This window comes from Burkholderia sp. Tr-20355 (assembly GCF_017104685.1).
In the GTDB taxonomy this organism is placed as follows: domain Bacteria; phylum Pseudomonadota; class Gammaproteobacteria; order Burkholderiales; family Burkholderiaceae; genus Burkholderia; species Burkholderia seminalis.
In genome coordinates this window covers 1-18832 of the sequence record NZ_JAAGPK010000006.1, presented here as the reverse complement: position 1 = coordinate 18832, position 18832 = coordinate 1, and the positions used below count along the sequence as shown (strand labels likewise).

The following is an 18832-nucleotide window of genomic DNA, read 5'->3' as shown; positions in this document are numbered from 1 at the left end:
GCGACAACGCTGGCGCACGATCCGCGCACCTCGTGTCTCGCCGCCCAATCCGGCCCGTGTCGACCGCGGTGTTCAAAGCCCTGCCGGCGGCGTGATGTAGCCGGGTATCTCGGCCGCGAGCGTGCTCTTCAGCACCGCGGTCCCCTCGTCGGCCATGACCTCGCTCTTGCCGGCGGCGAGCGCGTCGTAGGTCCGTCGTACGACGTCGCCGGGACTGGCTTTGGGCACGTCGATGCCGTTGGTCAGATCGGTATCCACGAACCCGACGTGCAGGCCGAGAACCTGGATGCCGCGCTCGCGCAGGTGAAAGCGAAGCTGGTTCGTGTAGCTCCAGGCGGCGGCTTTCGACGCGGCATACGGCGTCAGATAGGGCCGAGGGAGCCACACGATATCGGAGAGCACGTTGATGATCGCGGCATGCGGCTGGGCCGCGAGGATCTGTTCGAAGGCCTGTGTGACGCGCACCACGCCGTAGTAGTTGGTATCGAACAAGCGGGCGGACTGCGCTTGCATGTCGGCCGCCAAAGGCCCGTCGATCAGCGCGGCGATGCCCGCGTTGTTGATCAGCAGCGTCGTGTCGGCCGCCCGTTTCGCGGCCTCGGCGATCGACGCCGGATCCGTGACATCGATCCTGACCGGCACGATGCCCGGCTCGTCGAAACCGCTCGTGTTGCGCATACCGGCGTACACTTTCGCCGCCCCGCGCCGCAGCGCCTCGCGTGCAAAAGCGAGGCCCAGGCCGCGATTGGCGCCGGTGATGAAGACGGTGGCGTTCTTGATATCCATGACAAGCTCCTGTTTCAAAAGCCGCGTGTCGGGGGCGTGTCGACGCCCGCCACGAGAACGCGGGTGCCTGGCTCAGAGAAAGACGTGTTCCGGCAACTGTTTCGAAAGCGACTCCCGCAGATGGGTCGCGAGAGTCAGTACGGCGCCAAGCGGGCTCATTCGCACGCTGACTCGCGGCACCGAGCCGTCGGCGTTGCGATCGACGACCACGACCGCGCTCAGCATCTCGCCGCTCGTCAGTACGGCCTCGTATTCGAGAAAGAGCCGCGAGCCGACGGCCTGAACGAACGTGGGCGTCTGCGAAACGTAAAAGGTCCCGACGGCGTCGACGGCGAGCCGGATTTCGTCGCGCCCGGTCACGGGCGTGCGCAACACCGAGCTGACCAGTTCGGCATCGGCCGTCAGATCATCGAGAAACGGGTGACGATCAGGCTGGATGGGTGACATGTTCAAACCCCTCGATTCGTTTCAGGGACGTGTTCACACGAATGCGGCCCGATATTTCTCGACGAACTGCTGGACCGACAGCGGCGGCGTTCCGGTGATCTTCTCGACGGCGTCGTTGGTGCCCGAGAAGATGCCGTCTCGGTAGTTCTGCGCGACTTCGACCAGATGCTGCGTGAGGAACGGCGGAAACTTGTAACGGGTCTCCATCTTGATTCGGAATGCCTCGATGGAAATCGGCGCGTATTCGATCCGGGCGCCGAGAACCTCGCTCATCGCGTCCGCGATCTCGACGTGGTTCATCTCGACGGGGCCGTGCAGCGTGTAGGTCTTGCCCCCGTGGCCTTCGGGTTTGGCGAGGAGGTGGGCGATCACGCGTCCCTGGTCGTCGCTGGAGATGGGCGCGTGACGGCCGTTGCCAAACGGAAATTCGATCTTCTTCGTGGCCCATATCTCCCGCGCAAAATGCGGATAGACGAGCCAGTCGGCAAAGAACGTCGGGCGCAAATGCGTCGTCGCGACGCCCGACCAATCGAAGACCTGCTCGGAGACCCAGTGATCCTGTGCCGCGTGGCTCAGCGACGCCCGGCGCGCGGAAATCTGCGACATGTTGACGATCGCCGTGACCCCCGCCTCCTTTGCCGCCTGTGCGAAATAGGCTGCGGCCCCGATGATCCCCGGCGCGATCGGATGAAGGAAATACGCCGATCGGATGCCTTCCATCGCTGCCCGAATGTCGTCGATGCCGGTGAAGTCGCCGACCGCGACATCGACACCGCGCCGCCTCAGGGCTGCCGCCCGATCGTCATCGGTGCGCACGTAGGCACGCACGCGTTTGTGCATCTTGAGCAGTTCGTCAATCGCCATACCTCCGGTGCGTCCGGTTGCACCGCTCACAAGAATCTCAGGCTCGTTCATCGCTTCGCTCCGTTTGAAAATGAGAGCATATGCTCCTTTGAGACAAAGAATAGGAGCATATGCTCTCACAGTCAAGTTTTTGGTTGGCGGGGCGACGGCGTTGGAGTTCATCAGTCAGGAGCCCGAGTATTCGACCTGCCCGCCGATTCGGCCGGGCTGCAAACCGCAAATCGCCGTTCGCGCTGGCCCTCGCCAACGATTCGCTCAGCGACGATGCGACTCATCAGCGGGATGGCCAAGGGATCGCACCATCTCTGGAGCCGACAGTTGAGTGCGCATCCGGCGGGCGCGAGCGAACAAATGAAAATGGCAGGAATCAACCGACAGCCGCCCTCCGACTGGCGACTTTCGATTGCGAATTCAACCCGTCAGCGGCCGCACGTTACGTCGACTTCCCTCTTCCCGCCTTTTGTGGCGCCCGATTGCCGAGCAGTTCGACCAGCCGCGCCTCGCATCCGGAAAGCGCGTACCCGCGCCGCTGCGAGATCATGAACGTCAGGGGACGCATGTGCCAGGCACGCCGCTTGAGCTCGACAAGGGCGCCGTTGGCGAGGTCCGCCTCGACCATGTGGCGCGGCATGTGCCCCCAGCACAGGCTGCCTTTGAGCAAGTCGTGCTTCGCGCCGAGGTCGTTCACCCACCATTGGCGTTCACTGGCGACCCCCTGCTGAGTCTTTTCCGCATCGGGCTGGTTGTCGGTGACGACAAGCTGGATGTGCCGGCCGAATTCCTCGCGCGGGATCGGCATCGCCATCGCGGCCAGCGGGTGCGATGGCCCGCAGACGGTCACCATCTGCGCATCGCATAAATGATGCCGTTCCACGGTGCCTGGGCTCAGCTCGGGCACGTCCGTGATCGTGACCGCCAATGCGCACGTCCCGTCGAGAACCAGACGCTCGCCGCCCTGCATGGTTGTCATGCGCAGATTGATTGCAACCGTCGGAAAGTCCGCCTGCACGGTGTGCAGGCATTCAATCAGGTGCGCCCGCGAAAAATAGGTGTCCACGGCGATCGAGACCTGCGGGACGCCGGTCTCGGCAATCGCCACAGCACGCATCTTCATTTCCTCGGTGCGCGAGATCACCCCGCGTGCATCAGGCAGGAGGCTGCGGCCCGCGGCCGTGAGCGTCGCTTTGCGCGTGTTGCGCTCGAACAGCACCACGTCGAACGCGCTCTCGAGCGCGCTGATCGCATGACTGACCGCCGACTGTGCACGCCTCAGCTCCCTCGCGGCGCCGGAAAAGCTTCCCTGGTCGCACACGGCAACGAACGCCCGAAGTTGATTGATGGTGACGTTGTCCAGCATATCTATCTATAAAGTAGATGGTACTTATAGATATTCAGTCAATTGGCTTCATGAATCAAGTGCTCCAGAATCGGCGTGTCACTTTTGTTTCGAAGGATGCACGACATGAACAGACTGAATGGCAAGACTGCCGTGATCACCGGCGGCGCAACCGGCATCGGCCGCGCCGCGGCGCAGCGCTTCATCGAGGAAGGCGCTTTCGTCTACCTATTCGGCCGCCGGCAGGCGGCACTCGACGCCGCGGTGGCCGAGCTGGGGCCCAATGCCCGCGCGGTGAAGGGCTCGGTCGCCGATCCGGCCGACCTCGACCGGCTCTACGCGGCGGTCAAGGCGGAGCGCGGCACCCTCGACATCGTCTTTGCCAACGCCGGAGCGGGAAGCCCGCTTCCGCTCGGCCAGCTCACCGCCGAGCACATCGACGAAATCTTCGACACCAACGTGAAGGGTTCGATCTTCACGGTCCAGAAGGCGCTGCCGCTGATGGGCCAGGGTGGTTCGATCATCCTGACCGGATCGAGCGCCGGCACCACGGGAGCCCCGGGATTCACGGCCTACAGCGCGAGCAAGGCCGCGGTGCGCAACCTCGCGCGGACCTGGGCAGCGGACCTGAAAGGCACCGGCATCCGGGTCAACGTGCTGTCGCCCGGGGCGACGGCGACCGAACTCGCCAAGGAGGCGCTGGGCGAAGCGGGCCAGAAGGCCTACGGCGCGCTGACGCCGCTCCAGCGTATGGCCGATCCGGCCGAGATCGGCGCGGTGGCGGCCTTTCTTGCGTCGTCGGACAGCAGCTTCATGACCGCCAGCGAGGTCGCCGTTGACGGCGGCCTGGCACAGCTCTGAGGAGAAAAACAGATGACGCAATCACTGAAGGGCAAGACCGCGCTCGTGACCGGGGCATCACGAGGCATTGGCCGCGCCATCGCCGAACGTCTGGCAAAGGACGGGGCGACCGTCGCACTGACCTACAACGCCAGCACATCCGGCGCGGACGAAACGATCGTGGCCATCGAGAAAGCGGGAGGCAAGGCGTTCGCCGTCCACGCCGATCTCGTTGATCCGACGACCGTCCCGGCATTGTTCGAAAGACTCGACGACGAGTTCACGAGGCGGAACGGAAGCAAGACTCTCGACATTCTGGTCAACAACGCCGGCAATTCCGGCTGGCTCGGCTTCAAGGAAGCGACACCGGAGAGTTGGGACACCCTGATGGCGGTCTACGCCCGCGCGCCCTTCTTCATCATTCAAGCCGCACTGGATCGCCTCGCCGACGGCGGACGCATCATCAACATATCTTCCGCGGCCGCCACGAAGCCCGTGACGGCCGCGCCCGTCTACTCGATGGCGAAAGCAGCCATCAATACCCTGACCCATACGCTCGCAATCGAGCTGGGGCCGCGTGGCATCACCGCGAACGCCGTGGCGCCGGGCTTCACGCGAACGGATGCGAACGCCGCCTTTCGGGAGAATCCCGAACTCGTCAAGGCGGCCGAGGCCCAGATCGCGCTGGGCCGCTTCGGCGAGCCTGCGGAAATCGCCGCTGTCGTGGCGTTCCTGGCGTCCGATGAGGGCCATTGGGTCACCGGCCAAACGATTGAAGCGAGCGGCGGTTACAAGCTCTGAGCACACCGGGAAACGAAGGAGAAACCCATGCGTTACGCAATCGTCGGCTTCGGCAAGATCGGCCACGCACTGGCCAGGGCGTTCGCCCGCAACGGCATCGACGTGGCCGTTGCAAGCACGCGCGATCCGGCAAGCTTCGCGTCCGATGCGGCAGCGATCGGGCGTTCGATCATTCCCGCCACGCTGGCGGAAGCGGTCAAGGCGGACATCATCTTTCTGGCGGTCCGTTTCGAGTCGCACCCGGCGGTCGCGAAAGCGCTGCCGGACTGGACGGGCAAGATCATCGTCGACGTGACGAACACCTTCGCCCCGCCCGAGGAACTGGACGGTCGTCCCTCCTCTGCGTTCGTCGCGCACGCGTTCACCGGAGCCAGGCTGGTGAAAGGCTTCAATCATCTGGCGGCGGCCATTCTCGGCCAGGACCCGGCCGTACAGGGCGGCAGGAGAGTCGTGTTCCTCGCGAGCGATGATGACGGTGCCGCGGCGGAGATCGGCGCGCTTGCGGAAAAACTGGGTTTCGCGCCGATATCACTCGGCGGACTTTCGGACGGTGGACTGCTTGTTCACGCGCGCGGAAACAACTGGGGAAAACTGATCTTCAAGGACTTGATCACGTTTGACTGACGGTCAACGGTTTCCGGATGTTCCCTGAGCCGACGAGTCGGAGGGCACCCACGACAGAATTATTTTGATTCGCATGACGAATCACCTCCTCCACCGATTCCAGGTCGACGACGCCATTTCGCCGGTCGTCGTCGACCGAGGGAATTGAAACCACCGTGAGCTCAAGCGGTTGTCCGCCACGCGCGCAAGTCGTCTTCCGGCAGGCATCGCCCCCGAGCCTCAGGGCAGCATGCGCGTGCGTGATCGCTCGCGCGAGCCCTCCGCTAAACCGCCATTTTGGCCGCGAAAACGTCGCGTTCCTCTGCGTAAATCGGAGGATCAGATAACGGTATGAGAATTTGTTGGTTCTTGGATACGTTCCCCGTCCCGAGAATACAGGCTCCCGACAACCGGGCGCGCGACGCTCCGCCCCGTGTCGCTCAAACAACGTACCTCTTTCCCATGTTCAGCAGATCGTTTCGCACCACGTCGGGCCACGCGCTTTTCCTCGCCGCCCTCCTTTCCGCTTTTTCCGGTGTCGCTCGCGCGGACAGCACGCTCGATCGCATCCATCAACGTCACAAGATCTCGATCGGCGTGATCCTGTCGGGCCCGCCGTTCGGCTCGCTCGATCCCGCGACGCAAAAACCGGTCGGCTTCAACGTCGATCTGGCGAACGACGTCGCGAAGCGGCTCGGTGTCGACGCCGAGCTGACACCGGTGCAGCCGTCGAACCGCGTGCAGTTCCTGCAGCAGGGCAAGGTCGACGCGCTGATCGCCAACATGGAGCTGACGACGGAGCGCGCGGAGATACTGTCGTATGCGCCGACGCCATTCGAATCCATCGGCGGCGCGCTGATCGCGCGCAAGGACAGCGGTATCAAGTCCTGGGCCGACTTGCGCGGCAAGCCGGTCTGCGTGTCGCAAGGCAGCAACTACACGAAGCCGCTCGCGACGGAATACGGCGCGCAGGTGAAGGCCTTCCGCGGTCAGCCGGAATCGCTGCTCGCACTGCGCGGCAACAACTGCGTGGCCGCCGTGCACGTCGCACCGACGTTGCGCATGCTCGTCGCGCGCAACCCCGACTGGAAGGACTATACGACCCCGCTGTCGAGCGACCTGATTCCGTCGCCGGCCGTGATTTGGGTCCGCAAGGGCGAGACCGATACCCAAAACGCGCTCGACCGGATCGTCCAGGACTGGCACCGCAGCGGCTGGCTGCTCGACGTCGAGCGGAAGAACGGAATGACGCCGTCGCAAGCCGTGCTCGACCTGCACGCGAAGCTCAAGGCGCAGCGCACATGACGGTGGCCGCCGCCGTCGATGCACTCCGCACGTTCGGCCTCGATTACAGCTTCGTGCTCGCCCCGGACGAACGCGCGTCGTTCGTGCACGGGATGGGCGTGACGCTCGAACTGTCGATCGCGACCGCGTTCGGCAGCCTCGCCTGCGGCATCGTGCTCGCCGCGCTGCTGGTGTCGCCGAGCGCGGCGCTCGCTCGCCCTGCGCGTGCCTTCGTCGAAGTCACCCGCAACACACCGACGCTCGTGCAATTGTTCTGCGCATTCCTCGTCGTCAACATGCTGATCAGCGCCGCGCTGCGCGATCTGGGCGGCAATCCGCTGACGCCGTTCCTCTGGAGCGTCATCGTGATCTCGCTGCACAAGGGCGCGTTCCATGCTGAAGCGCTGCGCGCCGGCCTCGAAGCGGTCCCGCGCGCAACGCTCGAGGCAGCGCAATCGCTCGGCTACAGCCGCCGCCAGCGGCTCTGGCACGTGCAACTGCCGCTCGCGGTGCGCTTCGCGCTGCCCGCGCTCGTCAACAACCTGGTCGACCTCGTGAAGATGACGACGGTCGCCTCGGCGATCGCCGTCGGCGACGTCACCTATGCGTCGATCATGATCTGGACGCAGCGCGACAACGTGCTCGAGCTGATGATCCTGATCCTGCTCTTCTTCGGCGCGCTCACGTTCGCGGTCAACCTCGCGGGACGCTGGCTGGAACACCGCCTGAGGATACCCGGCTATGGCCATTGACTTGCGCGCACAGCCCGTGCGCGTCGTACGATGGCCCGCCGTCGCGGCGACACTGACCGCACTGGCCGTCGTCGCGCTGGCCGTCGCGGCCCGCCATCACCCGACCCTCGTCGCGCTCGCCACGTGGCTGCCGGCGCTCGGCAAGGCGATGCTGGTCAACATCGGCATCAGCGCGATCGCGATCGCGATCGGCACGCTCGCCGGCCTCGTGCTCGGCCCGCTGACGCTGTCGCGGCTCGGCATCGCACGCGTCATGGCGCGCGCGTACGTGCAAGTGTTCCGCAACGCGCCGCTTCTCGTGCTGATTTATTTTTCGACCTACGTATTCCCGTTCGAGATCAGGTTCGGCCATGCGGCGCTGCCGTTTCCGGACTGGTTCAAGGTGACGCTCGGCCTCGCGCTGCCCGCGAGCGCGAACTTCGCGGAAATCTTCCGCGGCGCGATCCAGTCGATTCCGCATGCGCAGTGGGACGCCGCCCGCTCGCTCGCGTTCAGCCGCGTGCAGGTGTTCCGCTGGATCATCCTGCCGCAATGCGTACGCCGCATGCTGCCGCCGTGGATGAACCTGTATGCGAGCATTGCGATGGCGACCGCGCTCGCGTCGCTGGTCGGCGTGCACGACCTCCTCGACACCGCGCAGGTCGCGAGCAACACCGTCGCGCGTGCCGACTTCACCGTCGTCGTCTATTTCACGGTACTCGGCCTGTTTTTCGCGTACTGCTACCCGATCGCCCGTTTCACCCGCCTTCTCGAACGACGTCATGCATTCCACTGAAACTCCGCGCGGCGCGGACGAGCCGCTCGTCCGCCTGCGCGACGTGCATCTGTCCTACGGTACGACGCCCGTGCTGCGCGGCATCGATCTCGACGTGCACCGCGGTCAGGCCGTGTCCATCATCGGTCCGTCCGGCTCCGGCAAATCCACGATCCTGCGCTGCATCACCGGGCTGTTGCGGCCGCAGCGCGGCCTGATCGACGTCGACGGCACGCGCGTCGACCGGCTCGCATCGGAGCGCGACGAAATCGCGCTGCGCAAGCGGGTCGGTTTCGTGTTCCAGCAATACAACCTGTTTCCGCACCTGAGCGTGATCGACAATCTCGTCGTCGCGCCGGTACGGATTCTCGGCCGCGATCGCACCGACGCGGTGCGCACCGCACACGCACTGCTCGAACGCGTGCGTCTCGCGGACAAGGCGCATGCCTACCCCGGCGAGCTGTCGGGCGGCCAGCAGCAGCGCGTCGCGATCGCCCGCGCGCTCGCGATGCAGCCCGACCTGATCCTGTTCGACGAGGTGACGTCCGCGCTCGATCCGGAAACCGTCGGCGACGTGCTGGCGGTGATTCGCGATCTCGTGCGCGACGGCATGACCTGCGTGCTCGTCACGCACGAGATGCGGTTCGCCGAGGAAATCAGCGACGTCGTCTACTTCACCGAGGCGGGCGTGATCGTCGAGCACGGGCCGGCCGCGCAACTGTTCCGCGCGCCGCAAAGCCCGCGCACGCGGGCCTTCCTCGCCCATGCGCTCGGCCCGACCAGCCGCGCCCACGCAAGCCGCGACGACGCGCCGATCGCCCTGGACCTGACGCGCTTCGCGGTCTGACTCAACGCGCGGCGTAGCGGCTCGGCGGGCGCGCGAGCCCGAGATGGTCGCGCAGCGTCGTGCCCTCGTATTCGGTGCGGAACAAGCCGCGCCGTTGCAGTTCCGGCACGACATGCTCGACGAAATCGTCGAGTCCGCCCGGGAAATAGGGCGGCATGATGTTGAAGCCGTCTGCGGCGCCGCCATCGAACCACTCCTCGAGCGCGTCCGCGACCTGCGTCGGCGTGCCCCACACGATCCGATGCCCGCGTGCGCCGGCGACGAGATAATAGAGTTCGCGCAGCGTGAGGTTCTCGCGGCGCGCGAGATCGGTCAGCAGCTTCGCGCGGCTCTTCAACTGGTCGGATTCGGGCAGGTCGGGCAGCGGGCCGTCGAGCGGATACTTCGACACGTCGTGGCCGAGACGGTCCGACAGCAGCGTCAGCGCGCCGGACGTATCGGTCCATTGCTGGAGCTGCGCATATTTGTCCTTGGCTTCCTGCTCGGTGCGGCCGATCACCGGGAATACGCCCGGCATCACGGCAATTGCGTCCCGGGCGCGGCCGTATGCCGCGAGCCGCCCCTTCAGGTCGCGATAGAAAGCCTGCGCTTCCTCGAGCGTCTGCTGCGCAGTGAACACGACTTCCGCGGTGCGCGCGGCTAGCTCCTGGCCGGGGCCCGACGAGCCGGCCTGGATCACGACCGGATGGCCCTGTGGCGGGCGCGACGCGTTGAGCGGCCCCTTCACGTTGAAGAAGTGTCCGGCGTGATCGAGCGTGTGCACCTTCGCCGGGTCGAAATACACACCGCGCGCCTTGTCCCTGACGACCGCGTCATCGTCCCAGCTGTCCCACAGCCCCTTCACGACATCGACAAATTCGCCGGCCATCTCGTAGCGCTGCGCGTGATCCGGATGATTGCCGCGCGTGAAATTCGCGGCGGTGCGGTCGTATGAAGTCGTCACGACGTTCCATGCCGCGCGCCCGCCGCTCAGGTGGTCGAGCGAGGCGAACACCCGCGCGATATGGTAAGGCTCGCTGTACGTCGTCGACGCGGTCGCCGCCAGGCCGATGCGCCGCGTATGCATCGCGAGCGCCGACAGCAGGCTCAGCGGCTCGAAGCGCATGGCCATCGACGGATGCGCGTCGGGGCCGCTCGTCAGGCCGTCGGCCAGGAAGACCATGTCGAACTTCGCGCGCTCGGCGGTCTGCACGACGCGGCGCATGAGATCGAAGTTCTCGCTGCCGGATTCGGCATCGGGGTGGCGCCAACCGGCGACGTGGTGTCCAGCGCCCTGGAGGAACAACCCGAGACGCATCTGGCGGCGGGAAAGTGTGCTGCGATCGGTGCTCATGATTGAAGCGGCGTAAAGGTGTGGAAAAGCCGGGCGAGATCGGCCGTGCTTCGCATCGTGTCGATCAGTGCCGGGACGAACGCGAGTGCGGGATCGTGAGCGGTCGCGTCCGCGAACTTCGCGGCAAGGTCATCGGCACCGACGAGGCGTTCGGTGCGTTGCCGCAGCGTGTCGCCGTTGCGCAGCGCAATCTCGACGACCGAGAAACGCGTCGCGGGATCGGTCGACGCGCGCGGCGCCGCGGCATCGTGGCGCCGCGTCACGCGTGTGGCGAGCGCGGTCAGGTCGCCGCGCACGGGCACGTCGGCGAACGTCGCGACACCGGGCGGCCCGTCCGTCAGTGCGGCGGCCACCGCGTATTCCACGCTGAAGCGCGCTTCGAGGCCGGTGGCCGGTAGTCGGTTCGACAGCGGCGTATCGCCGCCGGGCGGGAACGTGACCGCGATGCCGTCGATGTCCGCCGGCGCGATGCGATGGCGGGCGCGCAAATCGAGCGCGGCCTGCACGGCGTAATGAGTTGCCGTGCAGCACGGCCACGGCTTGAAGTACAGCCCCGGCGCCACGATCTGCCACGGCGCGCCCCAGTCGGCCAGCACGCGCGCCGGTTGCGACGCGCCGCCGCCGAACACGGCGAAGAATCCCTCCGGGCCGTCGAGTGCGCCCGGTGCGCCGGCCAGGCCGGCCTCGGCGAGTTCCGCGGCGAGCAGCCCCGCGCGCGCCGCCAGGCCCGCGTGCAACGGCTTGACCTCGCTACCGAACTGCAGCCGCAGCCCGGCCGATTGCGTCGCGGCGATGCCGAGCGCGTTTTCGGTGGCCGCCGCATCGAGCCCGAGCAGACGTGCGGCGGCCGCCGCCGCGCCGAGCGTGCCGAGCGTCGCGGTGTTGTGGAAACCGAGTTCGTAGTGGCGGCTACCGAGCGCGAGACCGATTCGCGCCATCGTCTCGACGCCGACGACGTATGCATCGAGCAGTTCGAGCGCGCTGCGGGCGCGCACCTGCGCGAGCGCGAGCAGCGCCGGCAGCAGCACGGTGCCTGGATGGCCGCGCACGCTGCTGTGCACGTCGTCGTAGTCGAGCGCGTGGCCTGCATAACCGTTGAGCAGCGCGGCATGTTGCGACGATGCCGGAATCGCACTGCCGATCACCGCTGCCGCGCCGGTCGATTCTCGAGCGCACACCGCCAGCAGCTTGCGGTAACCGTTGTCGCGAGCGCCGGCGAACGCGGCGGCAAGAAAGTCGAGCAGGCCGCGCCGCGCGGCAGCGATCGCGGACGGATCACGCGCGGGTTCGGCGCACGCGATCGCCTCGGCCAGCCGGCGCGTGATGTCGCCGGCCGTGCCGTCGGGAATCAAGTGGGAAGACATGTCGGCAGTTGGAAAGTCGCGAATCGCCGCAACGGGCGGCGCAACCGGGAACCGTCCGGTTCCCGCTCGAATGGGAGCGTTGGATACTAGCGAAGCATCCGTGCGCGCCCAACCAAGTATTCGAGCTTTCTATATCGCGTAATCAGCGTTGCCTGGACGGAGGCAGGCTGTCGCAAAACGCGCGATCGCATCCGTCCGGGCTTCCCCAAGCGGGTCAGTTGGCCCGGATATCGAACGCGCCACCGGTGAGCGTCCGATCGCGCAACGTGACCGGTGTTTTGCCGGGCAGCAGCGGAAACACCAATTCCGCGAAACGAATCGCCTCTTCCAGATGCGGATAGCCGGACAACACGAAACTGTCCACACCGAGGTCCGCATACTCGTTGAGTCGCGCGACCACCTCTTCCGCGCTTCCGACCAGCGCCGTGCCCGCCCCTCCGCGCACGAGGCCGACGCCGGCCCACAAATTGGGACCGACCACCAGTGTTTCACGGCTGCCGCCGTGCAACGCCGCCATCCGTTTCTGCCCGACTGAATCCATGCTCGCATAGTTGCGCTGTGCCGCCGCGATTTCCTCGTCGGTCAGGTGACTGATCAGTCGATCTGCGTCCGCCCATGCCTCCTCGCTGGTTTCGCGCACGATGACATGCAGCCGCACGCCAAAACGAATCTCGCGACCATACTGCCGGGCGCGCCGACGCACGTCGGCGATCTTCTCCGCCACGGCATCGGGCGGTTCACCCCAGGTCAAATAGGCATCGACATGCTTCGCGGCCAACTCGTGCGCCGCTGGCGAGGAGCCGCCGAAATACAGCGGCGGATAAGGCTTGCTCGCCGGTGGGAAGAAGTTCTGCGCGCCCTGCACCTTCAGGTGCTTGCCGTCGAAATCGACTTTCTCGCCCAGCAACAGACGACGCCAGATCGTGAGAAATTCGTCGCTGGCCTCGTATCGCTCGTCGTGGCTGTAAAACACGCCATCGGCAGCAAGCTCGGTTGCGTCGCCGCCCGGCACGACATTCAGCAACAGCCGCCCCGCGCCGAGGGCCTGGTCCAGCGAGGCCGCCTGGCGTGCGGATGCCGTCGGATTGCCAAGTGATGTCCGCAGCGCCACCAGCAGCTTGATACGCTGCGTGACCGGAATGAGGCTGGCCGCCGTCACCCACGGATCGAGACAGGAAGCGCCCGTCGGAATCAGCAGACCGTCGTAACCGAGTTCGTCGGCCGTAACCGCAATCCTGCGCAGGTAAGCGTTCGTTGCCTGACGGCCGAAATCCGATCTGCCGAGATAGCGCGTATCGCCCGAAGTGGGCAGAAACCAGAAAATATCGAGACTCATCATGTATTCGTGAAATCATCATCCGCAGCGCGCGCGGGTCGATGCAATGCCGGGTTCTCGCACGATCGGCGCCACGGCTGTCGAAACGCGGCAAGCAGGAGCGACGACGGCGAGCTCGGGACATCGCTCGGCCCGATGCTGTCGATTGCGCATCCTGTCCGACTTCCGAACGGCGGCCCCGTCATGCCGAAGTCGTCACCAACGTCCGTTGTGCCCGTCTGGCCGCATATTCGACCGGCGTACCGCCAAGATAGGCATCCCGTAAAGCATCGAGCTCCCTGAGTTCCGCCGACGTGCCATGCGCGACGACTCGACCGCTTTCCAGCACGTAGCCATAACCGGCAAAGCGCAACGCAATCGACGCGTTCTGCTCGGCGAGCAGGAAACTCACGCCCTCGTCACGGTTGAGCGTCGCGACGACCTCGAAAATCTCCTCGACAACCAGCGGCGCAAGTCCCATCGACGGCTCGTCCAGCAACACGAGTGACGGGTGCGCCATCAGCGCCCGGCCAATCGCGAGCATCTGCTGTTCACCGCCCGACGTATAGCCGGCCAAGGCTTTCCGCTTCAACTTCAGGCGTGGAAAGATCGTGTAGATCCGCTCCAGATCCGTGTCGATCTCGATCCGCTTCGAGCGCCGCGCGAAAGAACCGATCCGCAGGTTCTCCTCGACCGACAGGTGTCCGAAACAGCGACGCCCTTCGAGTACCTGGACCAGACCACGCTCAACCAGCGTCCACGGCTCGACACGCGTGACGTCCTCGCCGCGATAGACGACGCGGCCGCTCGTCAATTCGCCGCGCTCGGCATGCACCAGGCTCGACAGTGCCTTGAGCGTCGTGGTCTTGCCCGCCCCGTTGCCGCCGAGCAGCGCAACGATCGCGCCCTCGGGGACCGTCAGCGACACCCCGCGCAACGCGGGAATGATCTGGCTGTAAGTTACGGCAATCTCGTCGACCTGCAGGATCGGGGCGCTCATGCTCACGGCTCCTTGCTGCAATCGCGCGGCGTGATGCCCTTTTCCTTCGCATAGGCGAGCGCCGACTTCTCGATGATCGGGCGCAGCAGCGCGCGATCGGCCTGCACCCAATCGCTGATCACGTGCCACTTGGCACCATCCCATTGCTGAAAACGCACCGCGCCGCCCCCTTCGTGGTCCGCGCAGGACAGCTTGAGCGGCTGCACGAGACCGAGCGCGCCGAGCTGCTTGAGCCGGGCGTCGTCGAGATTCAGATGCTCGAAGCCCCAGCGCACCTGCTCGCCCGTCAGCGGCTTGTTGCCGTACTTGCGCTGCGCGACGCGCACCGCCTCGACATTCAGGATGCCGTTCACCACGCCGAGGTTGTAGTACACGGTGCCGAAGCGCGCGGGATCCTTGAGGTTGCCGTTACCCGGTTTGATCACGAACTGGTTGATCGCCTGCAGCACCGGGTAATCCGTTCCCGACGGGTGCGTGGTGATCGAGATGAAGCCCTTGGCCGCATCGCCGGCCGGGCGCACGTCCTCCTCCGAATTGCTCCAGATGTTGCCGATGATGTGGTCGACCGGATACCCGACCTTCTGTGCGGTCTTGATCGCCACCGGGTTCATCACGCCCCAGCCGCGCAGGATCACCCAGTCGGGATTGATCTGGTGAATCTTCAGCCACTGCGAACCCTGCTCGTTACCCGGGTGCGGAACCTCGATCTGGGTCACGATGAAGCCGTATTTCTTCGCCAGCAGATCGACCACGGGAATCGTCTCGCGGCCATACGGCGAGCCGTGATAGAGCACGACGATCTTCTTCCCCTTCAGGCTCGCCAGTCCGCCCGAGCGCTGCCCGACGTAGTTGACGATCGCCGACACCTCGCTGTACGGATTCAGCTGCAGCGGAAACACGTACGGGAACACGGAACCGTCCGTGGAGTCGGTACGTCCGTGGTTGATCGTAATGAGCGGGATCCTGTCGGCCGTGGAACGGTCGAGCGTCGCATACGCGATACCAACCGACAGCGGATTGGTGGCCGCGGCCGGAGCGCCGTCGGGACCGCTGTTCTTCAGGCGTTCGTAGCACTCGACACCCTTTTCCACGACGTATTCGGTCTCGCACTCCTTCCACACCAGCTTGACACCATTGACGCCGCCGTCGCGCGCATTGATCAGCTGCAGGTAGTCGATAAAGCCGCCGAAGAAGCCGCTGCCGCCCGCCGCGTACGGACCGACACGGTAACTTTGCAGCGGGAAGTATTCCGCGCCCGCCGCTCGCGCCTGCGGCACGGCCGCCGGAGAGAGCGCAAGCACGGCGGCAAAGGCGCCAACCCATTTTCTCCACGCCAACCCTGAAAATCGTTTTCTAATATTTCTCATATGCTTAGCATTCCTTGTTGATATAACTAAAAAAATTCCCCGTCGACACGGCTTCATTTCCTGTGCAGGAATCGCGCCCACGCCACCTGGACCAATCGTACAAGCCCGTCCGGTTCCTTGACCAGGAACACGATGACGAGGCTGCCGAATACGATCTTCTGCAGGTTCTGCAACTGTTCGCCGCCGATTCCGACTCGCGCGAGCTCGCCGCCCGCGTTCGACAGCAGGATCGGGAGCAGCACGATGAAGGCGGCGCCGAGGAAATTTCCGCCGATGCTGCCCATGCCGCCGATGATGATGATGAACAGGATCTGGAACGACAGGTTGAGGCTGAAGCCGTCCGGTTCAATCGTGCCGAGGTAAGCGAAGGCCCAGAGTGCGCCGGCAATCCCCAGCACGAAGGAACTCAGCGCAAACGCGAGCAGTTTGGTCCGACCGATCGGAATGCCGATCACGCGCGCCGCCGTATCCATGTCGCGCACCGCCATCCAGCGCCGCCCCAGCTCGCTTTTCACGACGCTCGCTCCCAGTGCGAATAGCACCGTCGCGACGCCGAGCACCAACAGATAGCGCGACGCCGGCTTGTCGATGTGCCAGCGACCGATCTCAAGCAGCGGCGCGCTCAGCACACCCGACGTATCGTTGTTCGAAAACCAGCTCACGCGGGTAAACAGCCAGACCACGAAAAATTGCGCGGCCAACGTGGAGACGATCAGATAGAAACCCTTGATGCGCAGGCTGGGCAACCCGAATAGCACGCCGACCGCGGCACTCACGCCCCCGCCAAGCAGCAGACTCGCCGGCAACGGCAGCGCCGGCACGCGCACGAGCAGGTTGTAGCTCGCGTAGGCCCCGATCGACATGAATGCCGCCGAACCCAGCGAAAGCTGCCCCGCATAGCCGGTCAAGAGGTTGAGGCCGAGTCCCGCGATCGACAGGATCAGAAACGGCACCAGAATCGCATTGAGCCAGTAATCGTTCGCCCACAGCGGCACGCCAACGAACGCGACGAGCGCAAGCACACCCGGCGCGATCCACCGGCGCGGGTTCACGCGACGCGATACGGGGACCGAAGCGGTATTCGTCAATTCCATGTGACTTCCCTCAGACACGCTCGACGGGCGGCTCGCCGAACAGGCCGTACGGCCGCGCCAGCAGGAACAGCATCGCCATCAGATAGGGGAACCAGTTCTCGATGCCGTCGCCGATCAGCCCACCCGCGTAAACCTCGGCCAGCTTCTCGGTGGCACCGACCAGCAGCCCTCCCGCGATCGCGCCGCCGATCGACGAAAAGCCGCCGATGATCAGCACCGGCAGCGCCTTGAGCACGACCAGCGAAAGCGAAAACTGCACGCCGAGCCGAGCGCCCCACAATAGCCCGGCGACGAGACTCGTGAACCCCGCCAGCGCCCAGACGACCGCCCATACGCGCGGCAGACGCACGCCAACCGCCAGTGCGGCAAGCGGATCGTCGGCCACCGCACGCAGCGACAGGCCAAGGCGGGTTCCTCGCGCGAACAGCGACAGTCCAAGCACCAGCGCGCCCGCCGTCGCAGCCGCGAACAGATCGAACTGGCTGACCATGACGCCGGCCAGATGCAGCGGCTTGTCGTCGATGCCGAGTTCGAGACCGTGCACCTGCGCGCCCCAGAGCAGTTGCGCCCCGCCCTCGAGCACCAGGCTCAGGCCAAGCGTCGCCATGAACAGCACGATGGGCGGCCGGTTCACGAGCGGGCGCAACACCAACCTCCCCGTCAGGATCGCGATCACGACCAGCGCGCCGAGCGTGGCGACAAACGCGAGCCATCCGCTCCAGCCGCGCTCGACAAGGCTCACGTAGGTCAGCGCGCCGAACAGCACGAGCGCGCCCTGCGCAAAGTTGAAAATGCCGGACGCCTTGTAAATCAGCACGAAACCGATCGCGACAAGCGAGTACATCACGCCCGCAAGCAACCCGCCGGTCAGCACCTCGATGAAGAACTCCATTACCCCCCCGTTGTCGTCCGTTCCCGTCAGTGACGGGTGCCCAGATAGGCCGCCAGCACATCCGGATGCCTGCGCACCTCGTCGGGCCTGCCGTCGGCGATTTTCCTGCCGTAATCAAGCACCACCACGTGATCGGACACGCCCATCACGACGCCGATGTCATGCTCGATCAGCACCACGGTCACCCCGAGATGCGCGTTGGCATCGAGCACGTATTCGGCCATCGCATGCTTCTCGTCGGCGTTCATCCCGGCCATCGGCTCGTCGAGCAACAAAAGGCGCGGCGCGGCCGCGAGCGCGCGCGCCAGTTCAACGCGTTTTTGCAAGCCATACGACAGCGTGCCGACCACCGTGTCGCGATGGGCCTGCAGGTCGAGTTTCTCGATCACACGTTCCGCGTACCTGCGTTGTTCGGCCTCGTCATGGCGTGCGCGTCCGACATGCAGCGTCTGCTCCAGCCAGGTGCTGCGTCGATGCAGGTTGCGCCCCGTGAGCACGTTGTCGAATACGCTCATCCGGCGAAACAGCGCGAGATTCTGGAACGTGCGCGCGATGCCTCGGTGCGCGGCGCGATACGGATCCATGCGCCGGTACACCTGCCCGTCGAACCGGACGGCACCCTGCTCCGGCCGATATACGCCATTGATCACGTTGAGCAGCGAACTCTTGCCCGCGCCGTTGGGTCCGATCAGCGCGCAGATTTCGCCCGCCGCCACCTCGAAACTGATGTCGGTGACGGCCTTGACGCCCTTGAACGACAGCGAGATGCGCTCGAGTGCGAGCAGCGGCGGTGCGGTCTGAGTCATGCGTCTCGCTCCGGGTCAGGCCGCGACCGGCTGCTGGCGGCTTTCGAGTTCGCGCACGAGCGGCAGCACCTTCTTGCCGAAGTACTCGACTTCCTCGATGAAATGCAGGAACCCGGCCAGCACCAGATCGACGCCGATCGCCTTCAGCGCGACAATGCGCTCCGCGATCTGCCGCGGCGTGCCGATCAGGTTCGTGCGGAAGCCGTCGTTGTACTGCACCAGATCCTCGAACGTCGATTTCGCCCAGTTGCCCTCGCCTTCGGGCGACGCCTTGCCGGCCTCCTTCACCGCATCGCCGAACGCATTGACCGCCTCGACGTGCGCGTGCGCAATGATGTCGTCGAGCA

General features: G+C 65.4%; 19 protein-coding genes and 1 pseudogene. 7 read left to right on the top strand and 13 right to left on the bottom strand.

Annotation, left to right across the window (positions count from 1 at the left end; translation table 11 throughout):
* Positions 1-72 precede the first annotated feature (72 nt).
* The 4 genes from G3N62_RS02555 to G3N62_RS02540 form a co-directional block, all read right to left on the bottom strand.
* Positions 73-786, bottom strand: a complete 714-nt coding sequence (locus G3N62_RS02555) for an SDR family oxidoreductase (RefSeq protein WP_069706427.1) — start codon at positions 784-786, stop codon at positions 73-75.
* 72 nt (positions 787-858) lie between these two features.
* Positions 859-1233, bottom strand: a complete 375-nt coding sequence (locus tag G3N62_RS02550; protein ID WP_124609944.1) for a hypothetical protein — start codon at positions 1231-1233, stop codon at positions 859-861.
* Between the two features lie 33 nt (positions 1234-1266).
* On the bottom strand, positions 1267-2148 hold the full coding sequence (locus tag G3N62_RS02545; RefSeq protein WP_124671285.1) for an NmrA family NAD(P)-binding protein: 882 nt from the start codon (positions 2146-2148) through the stop codon (positions 1267-1269).
* A gap of 382 nt (positions 2149-2530) precedes the next feature.
* Positions 2531-3454 (bottom strand): LysR family transcriptional regulator, encoded by a 924-nt coding sequence (locus tag G3N62_RS02540; protein ID WP_034190410.1) that lies wholly within the window; start codon positions 3452-3454, stop codon positions 2531-2533.
* 105 nt (positions 3455-3559) lie between these two features.
* Here G3N62_RS02540 and G3N62_RS02535 point away from each other — a divergent pair, with 105 nt between their 5' ends.
* The 7 genes from G3N62_RS02535 to G3N62_RS02505 all read left to right on the top strand — a co-directional run bounded on the left by G3N62_RS02535 (position 3560) and on the right by G3N62_RS02505 (position 9314).
* Entirely contained in the window at positions 3560-4294 is a 735-nt protein-coding gene (locus G3N62_RS02535) for an SDR family oxidoreductase (RefSeq protein ID WP_124609942.1), read from the top strand.
* A 12-nt stretch (positions 4295-4306) separates the two neighbouring features.
* On the top strand, positions 4307-5074 hold the full coding sequence (locus G3N62_RS02530) for an SDR family oxidoreductase (RefSeq protein ID WP_034190409.1): 768 nt from the start codon (positions 4307-4309) through the stop codon (positions 5072-5074).
* Positions 5075-5101: 27 nt separating this feature from the next.
* Positions 5102-5698 carry an NAD(P)-binding domain-containing protein gene (locus tag G3N62_RS02525; RefSeq protein ID WP_124671284.1) on the top strand — a complete coding sequence of 199 codons (597 nt, stop codon included), beginning with the start codon at positions 5102-5104 and terminating at the stop codon, positions 5696-5698.
* Positions 5699-6028: 330 nt separating this feature from the next.
* On the top strand, positions 6029-6982 hold the full coding sequence (locus tag G3N62_RS02520; RefSeq protein ID WP_185733145.1) for a transporter substrate-binding domain-containing protein: 954 nt from the start codon (positions 6029-6031) through the stop codon (positions 6980-6982).
* Positions 6979-7713, top strand: a complete 735-nt coding sequence (locus G3N62_RS02515; protein WP_124671283.1) for an amino acid ABC transporter permease — start codon at positions 6979-6981, stop codon at positions 7711-7713. Before G3N62_RS02520 ends, G3N62_RS02515 begins: the two co-directional genes overlap by 4 nt.
* Positions 7703-8488 (top strand): amino acid ABC transporter permease, encoded by a 786-nt coding sequence (locus tag G3N62_RS02510; protein ID WP_124671282.1) that lies wholly within the window; start codon positions 7703-7705, stop codon positions 8486-8488. Before G3N62_RS02515 ends, G3N62_RS02510 begins: the two co-directional genes overlap by 11 nt.
* On the top strand, positions 8475-9314 hold the full coding sequence (locus G3N62_RS02505) for an amino acid ABC transporter ATP-binding protein (protein WP_124671281.1): 840 nt from the start codon (positions 8475-8477) through the stop codon (positions 9312-9314). The genes G3N62_RS02510 and G3N62_RS02505 overlap by 14 nt, the downstream gene beginning before the upstream one ends.
* Before the next feature lies 1 nt (position 9315).
* Here G3N62_RS02505 and G3N62_RS02500 read toward each other — a convergent pair whose 3' ends face one another.
* The 9 genes and pseudogenes from G3N62_RS02500 to G3N62_RS02460 form a co-directional block, all read right to left on the bottom strand.
* Positions 9316-10647: an LLM class flavin-dependent oxidoreductase gene (locus tag G3N62_RS02500; RefSeq protein WP_034190403.1), complete on the bottom strand. Its 1332-nt coding sequence runs from the start codon at positions 10645-10647 to the stop codon at positions 9316-9318.
* Positions 10644-12011, bottom strand: coding sequence for an MmgE/PrpD family protein (locus G3N62_RS02495; protein ID WP_124671280.1), 1368 nt, complete (start codon positions 12009-12011; stop codon positions 10644-10646). Before G3N62_RS02495 ends, G3N62_RS02500 begins: the two co-directional genes overlap by 4 nt.
* A gap of 214 nt (positions 12012-12225) precedes the next feature.
* A complete protein-coding gene (gene ssuD / locus G3N62_RS02490) occupies positions 12226-13347 on the bottom strand; it encodes an FMNH2-dependent alkanesulfonate monooxygenase (protein ID WP_124609936.1) in 1122 nt (373 codons plus the stop codon).
* Between the two features lie 181 nt (positions 13348-13528).
* On the bottom strand, positions 13529-14326 hold the full coding sequence (locus tag G3N62_RS02485; RefSeq protein ID WP_124671279.1) for an ABC transporter ATP-binding protein: 798 nt from the start codon (positions 14324-14326) through the stop codon (positions 13529-13531).
* Between the two features lie 2 nt (positions 14327-14328).
* The gene (locus G3N62_RS02480) at positions 14329-15693 is read right to left on the bottom strand and encodes an ABC transporter substrate-binding protein (protein ID WP_124671278.1); all 1365 of its coding nucleotides are present in this window, start codon (positions 15691-15693) and stop codon (positions 14329-14331) included.
* A 53-nt stretch (positions 15694-15746) separates the two neighbouring features.
* Positions 15747-16787 (bottom strand): branched-chain amino acid ABC transporter permease, encoded by a 1041-nt coding sequence (locus tag G3N62_RS02475; RefSeq protein ID WP_124671277.1) that lies wholly within the window; start codon positions 16785-16787, stop codon positions 15747-15749.
* Positions 16788-16797: 10 nt separating this feature from the next.
* Complete coding sequence (locus G3N62_RS02470; protein ID WP_034190398.1) at positions 16798-17679, bottom strand: branched-chain amino acid ABC transporter permease; 882 nt, start codon at positions 17677-17679, stop codon at positions 16798-16800.
* A 26-nt stretch (positions 17680-17705) separates the two neighbouring features.
* Positions 17706-18485, bottom strand: coding sequence for an ABC transporter ATP-binding protein (locus tag G3N62_RS02465; protein ID WP_034190397.1), 780 nt, complete (start codon positions 18483-18485; stop codon positions 17706-17708).
* A gap of 15 nt (positions 18486-18500) precedes the next feature.
* Positions 18501-18832: pseudogene (locus tag G3N62_RS02460) on the bottom strand (dimethyl sulfone monooxygenase SfnG); the annotation flags it as partial.